Genomic DNA, 15,606 nt, shown 5'->3' with positions numbered 1-15,606 from the left:
ATGAACCTGCGCCACTTTCTGCGGATGTCGCGATGGGCGCGGAACCCGCCGTCTGAACGCCGGGTGCTGCTGGTCTTCGCCATCATCGCAGTTTGCCTGCTGATCGCAGGGATCGAGATGTTGGGATGGTGGCCGGACTGGGCCGGAAGCGAGCCCGGCAAGCTCAGGCCCTGAGGCCCAGAACTTCGTTGATCGCTGCCAGAAAGATGCCGGTGCCGGTGGGAATCAGCGCATCGGGAAAGTCGTAATCCGGGTTGTGCAACTGCGGATGATCGCGCCCGGCCCCCAGCCAGAACATCGCGGTTTTAGCGCCCTTGCCGAACTGTCCGAAATCTTCGGAAAACTTCTGCGGCTGCGGCGCCAGGCTAAAGGGCACGTTCTGTGCCTGACAAGCCGCCGACAGGATGGCGACGGCCTCGGGGTTGTTTGTGCAGGCCTCGAACACGTCATCATAGGTGATGTCGACCTCAAGCCCTTCGGCCCGACCGGTATCGCGGGCCAGCGCCTCGGCCTGTTCAATCAGCTTCGCCATGCGCGTGTCAGAGACCGTGCGCAACGTCACCCACACCTCGGCCGCGCCGGGGGCGATGCCAAAGGTCGGCTCGCCCAGACTCGCGTAGGTGACGGTCGTAAGCGCATAATCCGCATCCAGCGCACCGCCCGCGCCCATCGCGGCATAGGCCGGGATCAACGCGGTCAGCGCGCTGGCCGGAGACAGTCCGTCCTGCGGGGCCGCCGCATGCGAGGTCTTGCCCGTCAGCGCGACCCGCATCCCGCGCGAGGCGCAATTGGTCGGGCCCTCGCACAGATCAACCGCACCAAGCTCCAGCCCCGGCAAGTTGTGCAGCGCAAACACGTAGTCCGGCGTGATGTCGGCAAATTGCGGGTCAGCTCGAAAGGCCTGTGCGCCCTGCCCGGTTTCTTCGGCGGGCTGAAAGATCAGAACAACGCGGCCCGCGTCCGGGCGGGTCTGGCTCAGCACAAACGCCACGCCCAGCACCATCGCCATATGGCCATCATGCCCGCACAAGTGCCCCGATCCGGGGTTTTGCGAGGCATAGGCCGCGTCCGAGAGCTCCTGAATCGGCAACCCGTCCAGCTCGCACCGGATGCCAACGGTTGGGCCGGGCTGGCCGCTGTCATAGATGGCGGCGACGCCATGCCCTCCGATCCCGGTCAGAACCGTGTCGGGGTCGCAGGTCTGCAGCAGATTGGCGATGCTCGCGGCGGTTCCGCGTTCCTGGCCCGAGACCTCGGGCACCTGATGTAATTCGTGGCGCTTCTCGGTCAGCCAGTTCTGAAGCTCGGGCTTCACCCCTGCCCCAGTTTCTGCCGCCGGGCCTCGCGCAGGCGCGCGAAATCGTCGCCCGCGTGATACGAGGATCGGGTCAGCGGAGTGGCCGAGACCATCAGGAACCCTTTGCCAAAGGCCGCTTTTTCATACGACGCGAACTCCTCGGGCGTGACGAACCGGTCGATACCGTGATGTTTCGGGGTCGGCTGCAGGTACTGGCCGATGGTCAGAAAGTCGATATCGGCGGCGCGCATGTCATCCATGACCTGCCGGACCTGCTGTTCGTCCTCGCCCAGACCGACCATGATGCCCGATTTGGTGAAGATCGACGGGTCCATTTCTTTCACCCGCTGCAACAACCGCAGCGAATGGAAATAGCGCGCACCGGGGCGCACCTGCGGATAAAGACCGGGCACGGTTTCAAGGTTGTGGTTGAACACATCCGGCTTCGCCTCGACCACCACCTCAAGCACCGAGGGGTCGCATTTCAGGAAATCAGGCGTCAGAATCTCGATCGTCGTGGTCGGGGACCGGTGCCGCACGGCGCGGATGGTCTGGGCAAAATGCTCGGCCCCGCCATCCTGCAGGTCGTCGCGGTCGACCGAGGTGATCACCACATGCTTCAGCCCCAGTTTCTGCACCGCATGAGCCACCCGGCCCGGCTCGAACGCGTCCAGTTCGTCGGGGCGGCCTGTGGCGATGTTGCAGAAGGTGCAGCCACGGGTACAGATCTCGCCCATGATCATCATGGTGGCGTGGCCCTGGCTCCAGCATTCGCCGACATTGGGGCATCCGGCCTCTTCGCAGACGGTGACCAGATTGTTCTCGCGCATGATCTTATGCGTATCGGCATATCCTGCCCCGCCCGGGGCTTTCACGCGAATCCACTTGGGCTTGCGCGGGGCGGCGTTGTCGGGCCTGTGCGCCTTTTCCGGGTGTCTTTGTTCGGGAATTTTCAGATCGCGCACGGTTTGCTTTCCTGACTTCGGGTCAATTTGCATCGCGCATAACATAAACCGACTGCCCCCGTTACGCCAGCGACGCATAGCCGCTATGCGGCACGATCCTGCGTACGCAGCATCCGACAGAGCATCGAGAGGACTTTTTGCCATTATTTCAATGGCATCAACCGTCGTGAAGATATTTTGCACCTGCAGCACATCTATTGTTGAAGCGCTTGCGCAAACATCTTACCCCTCGGGCCAAACAGATGTGAATCACAGGAGTCCACCAATGAAAACCGGTGCAAAGCTGCCCGACGTGACCTTCCACACCCGTGTCCGCGACGACTCGGTCGAAGGTCCCAACCCGTTCCGCTGGCAGGACAAGACCACGGCTGACTATTTTGCAGGCAAACGCGTCATCCTGTTCTCGTTGCCGGGCGCATTCACGCCCACCTGCTCGACCTATCAATTGCCGGGGTTCGAGAACGGGTATGCGGATTTCACCGCCAAGGGAATCGACGCGATCTATTGCATGTCCGTGAATGACAGCTTCGTCATGAACAAATGGGCTGCGGATCAGGGGCTTGAGAAGGTTCAGGTTATCCCGGACGGTTCGGGCGAATTCACCCGCAAGATGGGGATGCTGGTCGACAAGGATAATCTGGGCTTTGGGATGCGCTCGTGGCGCTATGCGGCCATCGTCAATGACGGCGTGGTCGAGGCATGGTTCGAAGAACCCGGCCTGATGGACAATTGCCCCGAAGACCCTTACGGCGTCTCGTCGCCGGAAAACCTGATGAAACATCTGGATGAAGTCCGCGCGCCCGCGCTGGCGTAACCTCTGCGAAAACCGGAACAAGGGCCCGTCGTTTCCGGCGGGCCTTTCTTGTTAGGCGCGGGTCTGCGCCACGACCTCTTCACCGACCAGCCGGATCACCTGTGCCAGCCGTTCGAACCAGTCTTCGGCCCCGGTCGCCGCGCGGCGTACCAGCCCTATGGTGCGCGCCGGTTGCGGTGCGCCGAATCGCAGCAACCGCAGCCCCGGTACCGCATCAGTCTCGGCGCGCGCCGCAAGTTCGGGCATCAGGGTCAGGCCGAACCCTTCGGCGACCAGCCGCGACAAGGTCGCCAGCGAGGATGCGCCCATGTTGATCTGGCCGCTGGTCCGGTCCTGCCCGCAGACCTCAAGCGCCTGATCGGTCAGGCAATGCCCATCCTCCAGCAGCATCAGTTGCGCCGCCTTCAGGTCAACGGGGCGCAGCGCCTCGGGGCTGACCGTCAGCCGGTCCAGCCGGGCCTGACTACCCGCCAGCAGGAAGCAGTCGTCAAACAACGCCTCTTCGTACAGCCCCGCCCCGCCCGAGGGCAGCGCCAGAACCGCTGCATCAATCTCACCCGCCCGTAGCATCGACAGCAGGCGTTCGGTTCTGGCCTCGCGGATCTGAACCCGCAGCGAGACATCCCCGGCCCGTAGCCCGGCCAGAACGCCCGGCAGCAGGTACGGCGCAACGGTGGGAATGATGCCGATCGACAAAGAGCGATGTCCGCCGGAATGATCCCGGGCAAACCGATCCAACTGATCCGCTGCCTTCAGGACCTGTTGGGCATGATCCAGAACATCCCGGCCCAGCGGCGTCAGCAGGATATCGCGGGCCTGCCGTTCGAACAGAGGCCCGCCCATCAGATCCTCCAACGCTTTGATCTGAACCGACAGCGCAGGTTGCGACACGTGGCAGACCTGCGCCGCGCGACCAAAGTTGCGCTGTTCGGCAACCGCGCGGAAATACTGCAACTGGCGGAGTGTGAAATTCATAACCTCTGATTATCACTTACCGCCAGATCCACAAGATCAGCCGATCATCCGGTCCCGCTCGGTCTGCTCTTCGTAATGCCGTTTCAGCCGCTGCAGCGCGATCCGCAGGACGATCTTGCCGGACCGGGCCGACCAGCCCATGCGCTTTTCTGCTTGCTCCAGCCCTTCAAGATAGCAGCAGCAACGCAGGGCAACATCGCTGAGCCCCGGCCCGAGGTCCGCCAGCGCCCGCGCCACGCGGTCCCGCGCCCCCGACGAGCCGTGCCCGACATGCGCATCCGCAGCGAAATCAGCACGACCGCCCCCGGTCAGGAACCGATCCCAGTTCTGCGTGACCTGCGGCCCGATCTGTGCCAACTCGAAGTCCTCGCGCAGACGTTCGCCGGCACCCACCAGCGTTTCGTCAAGAAAGGGCTTGCCGTCCCGGTCGCGCCGACGGGACAGCGCGATCAGCGGGCTTTCGGTCGTGCTGTAGCGAATGCGGACCGGACCTTTTGCGCGACCGGGCTGACCTGCAGAGGGCTGAAACGGTGCCTGCGCCTCGGCCATCCCGAACTCGTTCTGCGCCCGGGCGCGGTTCTCGGCTTCGGCCAGCAGATGGCTCAGCGCCGACCGGCCCGCCGTCGACAGACGATAGCGCGAGATCCGCCCCGGATTGTCGCAAGATATCCAGTCTTTGAGCGCCAGCGCCTGCGCCGTTTTGCAATCGACAACGGCCGTTCGGGTGGTCCCGCCCTCGCCATTGTCGCGAACCACGACGGCCTTATCCATATCCTCGGCCACCGCCAGCACCGCACCGGATTCGCACAGGCGGCGCAGGACGCGCAGGGCTTCGCGCTCGAACCGATCGTCCTCGGTCTCGCCTGACGGGTGATCGGGCACGTGATACATAGTTGAACCGCTCATCCCCGGTGCAAAATGGGTCTGTGCAAGCGATTGCAGCGCGGCATCAACCAGCGGATCATCGCGGCGCATCTCGACCCGGCGGATTTGTCGCAGAATGGTCGAGGCATGGCATCCAGCCGCCCGGGCGATGTCCCGGATCGACCGGCCTGACTCGGTATGGTCAAGATATCGCTGCGCCCCCTCGGGAACCCAGGCCGGTACGGTGAAAGCCACGCTATTTTCCATATTTCAATGCCCTCATCGACAAACAAACTGACAGTTCTCGTCGTCGGATTCTTAGTTAACCAAATCTAACTAGGGTCGGTTTCGTTACCGGTTCGTTAACCCCGGACGACACAGAGCAGAATTGATTCAAATTGATAAACAGTCGTGAAGCCAGCGTTCGGGGAGAGCCCGCACAGGGCAACACCCGCATAAGTTGTGTCACATCATGAGCATCGGAATTGAAAGAGAAGGAAAGCCATCGTGCAGGACCTGATGACCATGATCACCACACTCCGCCGCCCGCGGCTGCTGACCCGCGCCGCGAAGATCGGCGCGAAGGAGTATAACCGGGACCGGCACCTGCAGCGCGTTCTAGGCTATGGGTCGATACCGGGAACAGGATCGGCCCTGATACGGCTGATGGAGATTGAGCGCGAGTTTGACCTGCAAAGACAGGAAGATGACGCCGCCTATTCCCTGGTGCGTCATCTGGACGTTTTGATTGCCCTGATCGGCGAGGCGCAACTGTATCAGGCCAGCCGCGCCGCGCGCTATACGTGATCAGGTGAAGGCATCCGGCATGGATGCCTTTTTCTCGGCAACATAGGCGTCAAGCGCGGCCTTTACATCCGGGTCGATCTGCGGCTGCTGGTAATTGGCCAGCAGATGCTCGACCCGCGCGGTGGCCAGCGTCCGTGTATCGCGGGCGCCTTCCTCTTCCCAGGTCTCGAACGGCTTGTAGTCCAGCAGATCGGTCTTCCAGAACGCATCCTTGAAGTTCGCCTGCGTGTGGGCGCAACCCAGGTAGTGGCCACCCGGACCGACCTCGCGGATTGCGTCCATCGCCTGTGCGTTCTCGTCATAGGCGATGCCCTTGGCCAGACCGTGCAGAACGCCCAACTGATCGGCGTCCATGACGAATTTCTCGAAATCTGCCACCAGACCACCTTCGAGCCAACCGCAGGAGTGTAGCATGAAGTTCACGCCTGCCATCAGACCCATGTTCAGCGAGTTCGCGGTCTCGTAAGCCGCCTGCGCGTCGGGCAGTTTCGAACCGCAGAACGAGCCCGCAGACCGGAACGGCAGCCCCAGACGACGCGCCAGCTGGCCCGCGCCATAGGTGACATGCGAGGCTTCGGGTGTACCAAAGGTCGGCGCGCCCGAGTTCATGTCAATCGAGGACACAAACGCACCGAAGATCGCCGGAGCACCCGGACGGATGATCTGGCTATAGGCGACACCCGCCATGACCTCGGCCAGAACCTGTGTCAGCGTCCCCGCGACCGAAACCGGCGCCATCGCGCCGCCCACAATGAAGGGCGAGATGATACAGGCCTGATTGTTCGCCGCATAAACCTCGAGCGAGCCCATCATCACGTCGTCGAATGTCATCGGCGAGTTGATGTTGGTCAGCGAGGTCATAACGGTGTTGTTCTGCACGAACTCTTTGCCGAACAGAATCTCACACATCTCGATCGAATCCTGCGCGCGGCTGGGATCGGTGACCGAACCCATGAACGGCTTGTCCGACAGGGTCATGTGCGCCATCAGCATGTCCAGGTGACGCTTGTTCACCGGGATGTCCGTCGGCTCGCACACCGTACCGCCCGAGTGGTGCAGCCACTTGGACATATAGGCCAGCTTCACGAACTTATTGAAATCATCCATCGTCGCATAGCGGCGACCACCATGCGCGTCCCGCACGAACGGAGGGCCATAGACCGGCGCAAGAACCAGATTACGGCCGCCGATGACCACCGATTTCTCAGGGTTGCGGGCGTGTTGGGTGAATTCGCTGGGTGCGGTCTTGATCAGCTCACGCGCCAGACCGCGCGGCAGGCGAACGCGCTCGCCCTCGATATCCGCACCGGCGTCTTTCCAACGCTCCAGCGCGGCGGGGTTGTCGACGAAATTGACGCCAATCTCCTCGAGCACGGTTTCCGCGTTGTTCTCGATGATCTCCAGCGCTTCTTCGTTGAGCACTTCGAAATTGGGAATATTGCGTTCGATATACTTCGCGGTTTCGATCTTGACCGCCGTGCGCTCGGCCCGACGGGCGGCGCCGCCGCCACCCCGTGCCCTGCGCCGGGTGTTTGCCTCTGCCATTGAGAAAATCCCGTTGGTTGGTTGGTTTGATAAGTGTGTTACATGAACGGCCAACAGCGCCACAGGTAGTTTACGGCGCAATAGGGGGAAAAGCGACATGAACCGCAACCAGACGGATCGGAGCGTTAGGCCACCCGCTTTTGCATCATGACCGAGTTCCCGGTCGTCTCGACCTCGTTCCAACCCAGATGCGCGTACATCGCCCGGGTTGCGTGCATCAGGCGGTGGGTCCGCAGCTGCAGATATGCCACTTCCGCTTTGACCGCCGCCGTTTCGGCAGCCGCAAGCAATTGCCGCGCAATCCCCTGCCCCTGAGCCTCGGGCGAGACAGCAAGGTTGAAGACCATCATCGTATCGGTCTGCAGATCAAAGACGATGACCCCCAGCAAATGCCCGTCGCTTTCCGCCAGAACCACATCACGGTCCCGAATATCCTCGGCGAGTCCAGCCGTTACATCCGGCAGATCGGCGATCTCGCGCATTGCCTGCCCATAAGCGCTGGTAATACAGTCCCGGATCGCGTCTGCATCGCTTTGGCCGGCAGCCCTAAGCCTTATTGTCATCATCTATCAGCCTCCGCCCCCAATTGACGTCATAGCGCTTGCACAAGCAACGCTTGCGACCTAATAGCCCTGCATGACCCAAGCATCCCACGACCGCCTTCTGATCATCGACTTCGGCAGCCAGGTGACCCAGCTGATCGCCCGCCGCCTGCGCGAGCTGAACGTCTATTGCGAAATCCACCCCTATCAGAACGTCACGATGGAGTTCGTCCGAGAGATGGCCCCCAAGGCCGTGATTTTCTCGGGCGGTCCCGACAGTGTGACACGCGACGGCTCACCCCGGGCCCCGCAGGAGATCTTTGACTACGGCGTGCCGATTCTGGGCATCTGCTACGGTCAGCAGGTCATGATGCACCAGTTGGGCGGCAAGGTCGAAAGCGGCCATGGCACTGCCGAGTTCGGCCGCGCCTTCGTCACATCCAAAAGCCAGCTCGATATCCTCAATGGTTGGTTCGCCGAGGGCGACGAACAGGTCTGGATGAGCCACGGCGACCATGTCAGCGAAATCGCCCCGGGCTTTGAGGTGTTCGGCACCTCTCCCAACGCGCCTTACGCGATCACCGCCGATCCCAGCCGCCATTTCTACGCCGTGCAGTTCCACCCCGAGGTGCACCACACCCCCAAGGGTGCAAAGCTGTATGAGAATTTCGTCAAACTGGCCGGGTTCTCGGGCGACTGGACTATGGGGGCCTATCGCGATGAAATGATCCGCAAAATCCGCGAACAGGTCGGCGACAAAAAGGTCATCTGCGGCCTGTCCGGCGGTGTCGACAGCTCGGTCGCGGCGATTCTGATCCACGAAGCCATCGGCGATCAGTTGACCTGTGTCTTTGTCGACCACGGATTGCTGCGCAAGAACGAGGCCACCGAGGTCGTCGGCATGTTCCGCGACAACTACAACATTCAGCTGATCCATGCGGACGAAAGCGATCTGTTCCTTGGTGAATTAGATGGACAGAGCGACCCCGAGACCAAGCGCAAGATCATCGGCAAACTGTTCATCGACGTTTTCCAGAAACATGCAGACACCATCGACGGGGCCGAGTTCCTGGCGCAGGGCACCCTCTACCCCGACGTGATCGAATCCGTCTCGTTCTCGGGTGGCCCGTCGGTCACGATCAAATCGCACCACAATGTCGGTGGCCTGCCCGAGAAGATGGGCCTGAAGCTGGTCGAACCCCTGCGTGAGCTGTTCAAGGACGAAGTCCGTGCCTTGGGCCGCGAACTGGGCCTGCCGTCCAGCTTCATCGGTCGCCACCCCTTCCCCGGCCCCGGCCTTGCCATCCGTTGCCCCGGCGAAATCACCCGCGAAAAGCTGGAAATCCTGCGCGAAGCGGACGCTGTCTATATCGACCAGATTCGCAAACACGGCCTCTATGACGAGATCTGGCAGGCCTTCGTGGCCATCCTGCCTGTCCGTACCGTGGGCGTGATGGGTGATGGTCGTACCTATGACTATGCCTGTGCCCTGCGTGCGGTGACCTCGGTCGACGGCATGACAGCGGACTACTACCCGTTCAGCCACGAATTCCTCGGCGAAACCGCGACTCGCATCATCAATGAGGTCAAAGGCATCAACCGATGCACCTATGACATCACCTCAAAACCCCCCGGAACAATCGAGTGGGAATGAGCGCAAAAGCCGGGTCTCAGCCCGGCTTTTTATTTTGCAATCCCCAACAAAACGCCCTTTAGTCAGCGCGTTGCACCCGAACACGGCTTTTTGACCCATGGATGAGAGCAAAACGCAGATCGGCAAAGCCGCGCTCTGGATGACCGGCGCGATTGCCTCGTTCTCCTCAATGGCCGTAGCGGGGCGCGAGCTGAGCGTGACCCATGACACGTTCGAGATCATGTTCTACCGCAGCCTCGTCGGCATCTGCGTCGTGGCCATGGTCCTGACCGCCACACGTGGCTGGCATCAGGTCACGACAAAACGGCTGGGTCTGCACGGTATCCGCAACGTGCTGCATTTCACCGGCCAGAATCTGTGGTTCTACGCCGTCACGGTGATCCCGCTGGCACAGGTCTTTGCGCTTGAGTTCACCAACCCCATCTGGGTCATCCTGCTTTCACCGCTGCTGCTGGGCGAACGTCTGACCGCAATCCGCCTGACCTCGGCCCTGATCGGGTTTGCGGGCATCCTGATCGTGGCACGCCCCGGCGCGGCGGCAATCAGCCCCGGCGTAATCGCCGCAGCCCTGTCGGCGATTTTCTTCGCCCTGACAACGATTTCGACCAAATCCCTGACGCGCATCGCCAGTATCGGCTGCATCATGTTCTGGCTCACCGTCATGCAAGCCGTCCTCGGCCTTGCCGCCTCGGGCCTGGACGGAGACATCACCCTGCCCTCAACCGCCACCGCCCCGTTCCTTTTGCTGATTGGATTGGCCGGGCTGCTGGCGCATTACTGCATCACCAACGCACTGGCCATCGCCCCGGCCACGGTTGTTGTCCCGTTCGATTTCGCGCGTCTGCCGACCATCGCCATTGTCGGCATGATCCTCTATCACGAGCCGCTGGATCATTGGACGCTGCTGGGCGCTGCGGTGATCTTCACCGGCATCTTCCTCAATGTCTGGTCCGAGAATCGTAACAATTTGGCAACACAGGCTCGCCACGCTGACTCAGACTAACGCTCCGTCACGGGTTGACCTTATTTTAGGGATTAAGAGAGTAACAACCGGTAACGAAGCCGGGTGTGTACGTGAGGGTGCACATTGCAGGCAATTGGACAGTGTAGGGAGGACGAAATGAAAAAAGCGCTGCTTCAGGCGTGTGCGGTGTGTGTCGGGGCGACTACCGCGCAGGCTGGCGGACTTGACCGAAGTGGTCAGGGGATCAACATTCTGTTTGAGGAAGGTTCGGCGGTACAGTTCCGACTTGGATATACCGATCCAAGCGTCAGCGGCACCTTGGTGAATCCGCTCCCCGGTCCGACCTTTGGCCAAGAGATCGACTCCGGTGATGTCGCGCAAAGCTTCTTCACTCCTCACCTCGCATTCAAAACGGCCCTGACCGACAGGCTCGATTTTGCGATCATGTATGATCAGCCCTTCGGTGCCGACGTCGAGTATTCGTCTGAATACCCCTTGTCGCAAAACGTACTGTCGAGTTCACCTCCGTTCCCGCCGGGCGCCCGGACTGATGTGCTCCGCGCGCGCGCGGATACGGATGCGATTACGGCCCTGCTGCGCTATAAATTCGACAACGGTTTCAGCGCAATCGGGGGCGTTCGTGGTCAACGTGTGCGCGCCAGCGTATCGGTTCCCCTTGCAGGCGTGAACTCCACACCGTTCCCGCAGGGCGGCTATCGAGTTGAGACAGATGCTGAAATCGACTTTGGATACGTTATCGGTGTGGCGTGGGAACGACCTGATATCGCGGCACGCGTCGCGCTGACCTATAACTCCAGAATCACGCACGATCTGTCGCAGACCGAGTCAAACGACGCTCTGGCTTTTACACCATTTCCCGAGATCGCGCGCATCAGCGCCGACACCGAGGCAGAGGTCGTCACTCCCCAGTCGGTGAACCTTGACTTCCAGACCGGCGTAGCACCCAAGACCCTGCTGTTCGGCTCGGTTCGCTGGGTCGACTGGCCGCAAACGGTCTACGCGCCGCCGGTCTATGTGGGACTCACCGACTCTAACCTTGTCGACTACGATGACGACACGTTCACGTATTCTCTGGGCCTCGGCTATCAGTTCTCGGAAGAATTCTCAGGCGCGGTAACGGTTGGGTACGAAACATCAACCGGTTCGACCGTCTCGGACCTTGGCCCAACGGACGGCTTCTGGAGCATCGGCCTCGGTGGTACCTACACCTATCAGCAGGCCCAGATCTCTGGCGGTGTCCGCTATACCGATATCGGCGACGCGACCACCAACCAAGGTGCCGAGTTCACCGGCAACAGCGCGTGGAGCGTTGGCATTCAGGTCACCTATTCGTTTAACTGATGTCACCTGACCAGTAACTGCAAAGCCCCGCCGATCAGGCGGGGCTTTTTCGCATGTTCCGGGTCGATTGACGTCTGCGGGAATGCGACAACACGCCATGGCTGATCAGAAAACCCTCTCCGCCCGCGCATGGGCCGAACTGATCCTGCTCGGAGTGATCTGGGGCGCGTCCTTTCTGTCGATCCGCATCGCATTGGACACAATCCCGTTCGTAACCTCGGTCTTCCACCGAGTCTTTTGGGCCTCGCTGGCCCTGTGGATCCTTATCGCATTACAACGGCAGCCGCTGCCCCGCGCCCCCCGTATCTGGGGTGCGTTCCTTGTCATGGGGTTGCTGAACAATGTCCTCCCGTTCTCATTTATGGCTTGGGGACAGTTGCATGTCGAAACCGGGCTGACCTCAATCCTGAACGCCAGCACCGCGGTCTTTGGCGTCCTGCTGGCCGCCGTTTTCTTCCACGATGAACGCTTGACCAAGCCGCGCACGCTGGGCGTTGCATTGGGGTTCACCGGCGTGTCGATCACCATCGGTCTCAATCAGTTCGACAGCTTCAGCCCAGCGAATCTGGGACAACTGGCCATTCTCGCTGGTGCATTGTCTTATGCCTTCGCGGCAGTCTGGGCTCGGGCGCATCTCGGTGATCTCACCCCACCGGTTGCGGCTGCAGGAATGCTAACGGCCTCGACCGTGATCATGATCCCGATCACGCTGGCGGTAGACGGGGTGCCGTCGCTCAACCTCCCGGTCGAGACGCTGATGTCGATGGCCTATTATGCGCTGGTGGCGACTGCTGGCGCTTATCTGCTGTATTACCGCGTCCTGCAACAAGGCGGCAGCGGCAATGTCCTGCTGGTGACACTGATCATCCCGCCGGTCGCCATTCTGTTGGGCGCGCTGGTCCGGGATGAGGCGCTGCCCGCACGCGCCTTCGTCGGCTTTGCCATTCTGGCGCTGGGGCTGCTAATCCTCAGCCGATCCCGCAGACGCGATTGACGCCGCCAACCGCCCGTTTTAGCTAGGACAAAACAAGGGACGGCGGATGATGATCTACAACTCGGCAAAGGACTGGCGCGAGGCGGGGCGCAAAAAGGTGCTGTTCTTCGGCATGTCCGGGTTGGGAAAATCCTATGTCTCGAACACGCTGCGCGACGCGGGTGACTGGTTTCACTATTCGATCGATTACCGCATTGGCACCCGTTACATGGGTGAATACATCACCGACAACGCCAAGGCCGAGGCGATGAAGGTCCCGTTTCTGCGTGATTTGCTGCTGTCGGACTCGATCTATATCGGATCGAACATCACTTTCCAGAACCTCACCCCTGTTTCGGCCTATCTGGGTAAGCCCGGCAACCCCCAGCTTGGCGGGCTTGAGATCGAAGAATACCAGTTGCGGCAGGAACAATTCCGGCTGGCCGAAATCCACGCCCTGCTGGACACCAAATATTTCATCGACCGCGCCCAACGTCTGTATCGTTACCCGCATTTTATCTGCGACACGGGCGGCTCGATCTGCGAATGGGTCGCGCCCGAGGACCCGCACGATCAGATTTTGACCGAACTGTCCCGCCAGACCCTGATGATCTGGATCAGGGGCGACGAGGCGCATACCGAAGAACTGATCCGCCGCTTTGATCAGGCCCCCAAGCCGATGTCCTATCAGGCCGAGTTTCTGGCGCAGGTCTGGGCCGAATATCTTGCGCTGAACGATTGTGCGGGGGATGCGGTTGATCCCGACGCCTTCATCCGCTGGACCTATGCCAAGGCGCTGGCGCACCGACAGCCCCGGTATGAGGCCATGGCGCGTAACTGGGGCGTTACGATCAACGCTGATGACATCGCGAAGGTGCGCGACAGCAGCGATTTCGACGAGTTGATCGAACGCACCCTTGAGACCCGCCCCAACCCGGCCTAAGTTCCAGACTTCATTCGCAGTTTCAACAGCGTGACGTGATGCCGATCAAGATACCCTCAGACCTGCCCGCCTTTGATGTCCTGACCAACGAGGGCGTCATGGTCATGGCCGAGGATCAGGCCGCCCGGCAGGACATCCGCCCCCTGCGGATCGGGTTGTTGAACCTGATGCCCAAGAAGATCCAGACGGAAAACCAGTTCGCCCGCCTGATCGGGGCCACCCCCCTGCAGATCGAGCTGTCGCTGATCCGCATGACCGAGCATCAGACCAAGAACACCGCCGCCGAGCATATGGCCGAGTTCTACCACCCCTTTCAGGAGGTGAAGGATCAGAAATTCGACGGCCTGATCATCACCGGCGCTCCGATCGAGCATCTGGACTTTGCCGACGTCACCTATTGGGACGAGATGCGCGAAGTGTTCGAGTGGACGCAGACCAACGTGCATTCCACCTTTGGCGTATGCTGGGGCGGCATGGCGATGATCAACCATTTCCACGACGTGGAAAAACACATGCTGGACGCCAAGGCGTTTGGCTGTTTCCGGCATCGTAACCTGGCTCCGGCCTCGCCGTTTTTGCGCGGGTTTTCCGATGATTGCGTCATTCCTGTCAGCCGTTGGACCGAGATGCGGCAATATGAAATCGACGCGGTCCCCGATCTGATCACCCTGCTGGGCAGCGACGATGTCGGCCCCTGTCTGGTTGAGGATCCGGCGCATCGGGCGCTCTATATCTTCAACCATTTCGAATATGACAGCGACACGCTCAAACAGGAGTATGATCGTGACGTCGCCAGCGGCGCGCCGATCAACGTGCCGATCAACTATTATCCCGATGATGATCCCGGCCAGCATCCGCAGAACCGCTGGCGCAGCCATGCGCATCTGCTTTACGGCAACTGGATCAACTCGATCTATCAGACCACCCCTTTCGATTTGAACAAGATTGGCCAGTAAGCTTCTGATATCCCTTTGTCTTGTCGCGGCAGGCATCGCCGCCGCGACGGCATGGCGCAGCGCCCAGCGGGAAGCCCGGGCCGAGGCCGCATTCCCGCCCGAGGGGCAGATTTTGGATGTCGACGGCATCGCGGTCCATGCGGTCGTGATGGGCGAAGGCCCCGATGTGGTGCTGATCCACGGCTCTAGCGGCAATACCCGCGACATGACCTTTGCACTGGCACCGATTTTGGCCGAAAACTACCGTGTCATCGTGTTCGACCGACCCGGGCTTGGCTATTCCGAAAGCTTTAACGCCGACGGCGAAACCATTGTTGAACAAGCAGACATTCTGCAACGCGCCGCCGCGCAACTGGGTGCCGAGAAGCCCATCGTCGCGGGCCAAAGCTATGGCGGGTCGGTATCGCTGGCCTGGGCTGCGACGCGGCCCGACAACATCTCGGCCCTTGTGCTGATCGCCGCAGCGGCAATCCCGTGGGAGACGCCATTGGATGCGTTCAACACGATCGGCGCAACCCCGGCTGGGAATGCGCTGGCCCTGCCCCTGATTTCCGCCTTTGTGCCCGACTGGTACGTGACGAAGGCGCTGGATAACGTATTCGCGCCGCAGAAAGCGCCCGCAGGGTATGCAGAGCATTTCGGCCCCGGCCTGACCATGCGCCGCGCGTCAATGCATGCCAACGCAAAACAGCGCGCCAACCTGCTGGACGAGGTGACGGAACTGCAGCCGCGATATGGCGAAATCTCGGTACCGACCGAGATCGTCCATGGCACCGCCGATGATACCGTCGGGCTCAGCTGGCATTCCGAACGCCTGATCGAACAAATTCCGGGGGCGGAACTGGTCGAACTGGATGGCATCGGGCACATGCCACAGGTGGTTGCCGCACCCGAGGTTGCCGCCGCCATCGACCGCGCCGCCGAACGGGCGGGTTTGCGTTAAGA

Annotated in this window: 16 protein-coding genes; 10 read left to right on the top strand and 6 right to left on the bottom strand. The window is 61.1% G+C overall.

Annotated elements, in window-relative coordinates; translation table 11 throughout:
- A complete protein-coding gene (locus ACR1XV_RS03585; RefSeq protein ID WP_480528934.1) occupies window positions 1–174 on the top strand; it encodes a hypothetical protein in 174 nt (57 codons plus the stop codon).
- On the opposite strand, the gene ACR1XV_RS03580 is transcribed toward ACR1XV_RS03585, so the two are convergent.
- Together ACR1XV_RS03580 and lipA are read right to left on the bottom strand one after the other, a co-directional pair.
- Window positions 164–1,315 (bottom strand): amidohydrolase, encoded by a 1,152-nt coding sequence (locus tag ACR1XV_RS03580; RefSeq protein ID WP_480528933.1) that lies wholly within the window; start codon window positions 1,313–1,315, stop codon window positions 164–166. The genes ACR1XV_RS03585 and ACR1XV_RS03580 overlap by 11 nt on opposite strands.
- Entirely contained in the window at window positions 1,312–2,262 is a 951-nt protein-coding gene (gene lipA, locus ACR1XV_RS03575) for a lipoyl synthase (RefSeq protein WP_480528932.1), read from the bottom strand. Before lipA ends, ACR1XV_RS03580 begins: the two co-directional genes overlap by 4 nt.
- A gap of 265 nt (window positions 2,263–2,527) precedes the next feature.
- Here lipA and ACR1XV_RS03570 point away from each other — a divergent pair, with 265 nt between their 5' ends.
- On the top strand, window positions 2,528–3,076 hold the full coding sequence (locus tag ACR1XV_RS03570; RefSeq protein WP_480528931.1) for a redoxin family protein: 549 nt from the start codon (window positions 2,528–2,530) through the stop codon (window positions 3,074–3,076).
- 51 nt (window positions 3,077–3,127) lie between these two features.
- Here ACR1XV_RS03570 and ACR1XV_RS03565 read toward each other — a convergent pair whose 3' ends face one another.
- On the bottom strand, window positions 3,128–4,051 hold the full coding sequence (locus ACR1XV_RS03565) for a hydrogen peroxide-inducible genes activator (protein ID WP_480528930.1): 924 nt from the start codon (window positions 4,049–4,051) through the stop codon (window positions 3,128–3,130).
- Between the two features lie 36 nt (window positions 4,052–4,087).
- Window positions 4,088–5,182: a DUF6456 domain-containing protein gene (locus tag ACR1XV_RS03560; protein ID WP_480528929.1), complete on the bottom strand. Its 1,095-nt coding sequence runs from the start codon at window positions 5,180–5,182 to the stop codon at window positions 4,088–4,090.
- A gap of 240 nt (window positions 5,183–5,422) precedes the next feature.
- On the opposite strand from ACR1XV_RS03560, the gene ACR1XV_RS03555 reads away from it, so the two are divergent.
- Window positions 5,423–5,722 carry a DUF6477 family protein gene (locus ACR1XV_RS03555; RefSeq protein ID WP_480528928.1) on the top strand — a complete coding sequence of 100 codons (300 nt, stop codon included), beginning with the start codon at window positions 5,423–5,425 and terminating at the stop codon, window positions 5,720–5,722.
- On the opposite strand, the gene ACR1XV_RS03550 is transcribed toward ACR1XV_RS03555, so the two are convergent.
- The gene (locus tag ACR1XV_RS03550; protein ID WP_480528927.1) at window positions 5,723–7,267 is read right to left on the bottom strand and encodes a trimethylamine methyltransferase family protein; all 1,545 of its coding nucleotides are present in this window, start codon (window positions 7,265–7,267) and stop codon (window positions 5,723–5,725) included. It lies immediately after the preceding gene.
- A gap of 125 nt (window positions 7,268–7,392) precedes the next feature.
- The gene (locus ACR1XV_RS03545) at window positions 7,393–7,833 is read right to left on the bottom strand and encodes a GNAT family N-acetyltransferase (protein WP_480528926.1); all 441 of its coding nucleotides are present in this window, start codon (window positions 7,831–7,833) and stop codon (window positions 7,393–7,395) included.
- A 70-nt stretch (window positions 7,834–7,903) separates the two neighbouring features.
- On the opposite strand from ACR1XV_RS03545, the gene guaA reads away from it, so the two are divergent.
- From guaA to ACR1XV_RS03510, 7 genes are all read left to right on the top strand, one after another.
- The gene (guaA, locus tag ACR1XV_RS03540; protein ID WP_480528925.1) at window positions 7,904–9,463 is read left to right on the top strand and encodes a glutamine-hydrolyzing GMP synthase; all 1,560 of its coding nucleotides are present in this window, start codon (window positions 7,904–7,906) and stop codon (window positions 9,461–9,463) included.
- Between the two features lie 97 nt (window positions 9,464–9,560).
- Window positions 9,561–10,466, top strand: coding sequence for a DMT family transporter (locus ACR1XV_RS03535; RefSeq protein ID WP_480528923.1), 906 nt, complete (start codon window positions 9,561–9,563; stop codon window positions 10,464–10,466).
- Between the two features lie 117 nt (window positions 10,467–10,583).
- The gene (locus tag ACR1XV_RS03530; protein WP_480528921.1) at window positions 10,584–11,789 is read left to right on the top strand and encodes an OmpP1/FadL family transporter; all 1,206 of its coding nucleotides are present in this window, start codon (window positions 10,584–10,586) and stop codon (window positions 11,787–11,789) included.
- A 97-nt stretch (window positions 11,790–11,886) separates the two neighbouring features.
- Window positions 11,887–12,783 (top strand): DMT family transporter, encoded by an 897-nt coding sequence (locus ACR1XV_RS03525; protein ID WP_480528920.1) that lies wholly within the window; start codon window positions 11,887–11,889, stop codon window positions 12,781–12,783.
- Window positions 12,784–12,832: 49 nt separating this feature from the next.
- Window positions 12,833–13,705, top strand: coding sequence for an ATPase (locus ACR1XV_RS03520; protein WP_480529289.1), 873 nt, complete (start codon window positions 12,833–12,835; stop codon window positions 13,703–13,705).
- A gap of 38 nt (window positions 13,706–13,743) precedes the next feature.
- The gene (metA, locus tag ACR1XV_RS03515) at window positions 13,744–14,661 is read left to right on the top strand and encodes a homoserine O-acetyltransferase MetA (protein WP_480528919.1); all 918 of its coding nucleotides are present in this window, start codon (window positions 13,744–13,746) and stop codon (window positions 14,659–14,661) included.
- Window positions 14,651–15,604 carry an alpha/beta fold hydrolase gene (locus ACR1XV_RS03510; RefSeq protein ID WP_480528918.1) on the top strand — a complete coding sequence of 318 codons (954 nt, stop codon included), beginning with the start codon at window positions 14,651–14,653 and terminating at the stop codon, window positions 15,602–15,604. Before metA ends, ACR1XV_RS03510 begins: the two co-directional genes overlap by 11 nt.
- Window positions 15,605–15,606 lie beyond the last annotated feature (2 nt).

The sequence above is a fragment of the Ruegeria sp. AD2(2025) genome, assembly GCF_056542385.1.
Note: the sequence above shows the minus strand (reverse complement) of the source record. Positions and strands in the feature narration are given on the sequence as shown.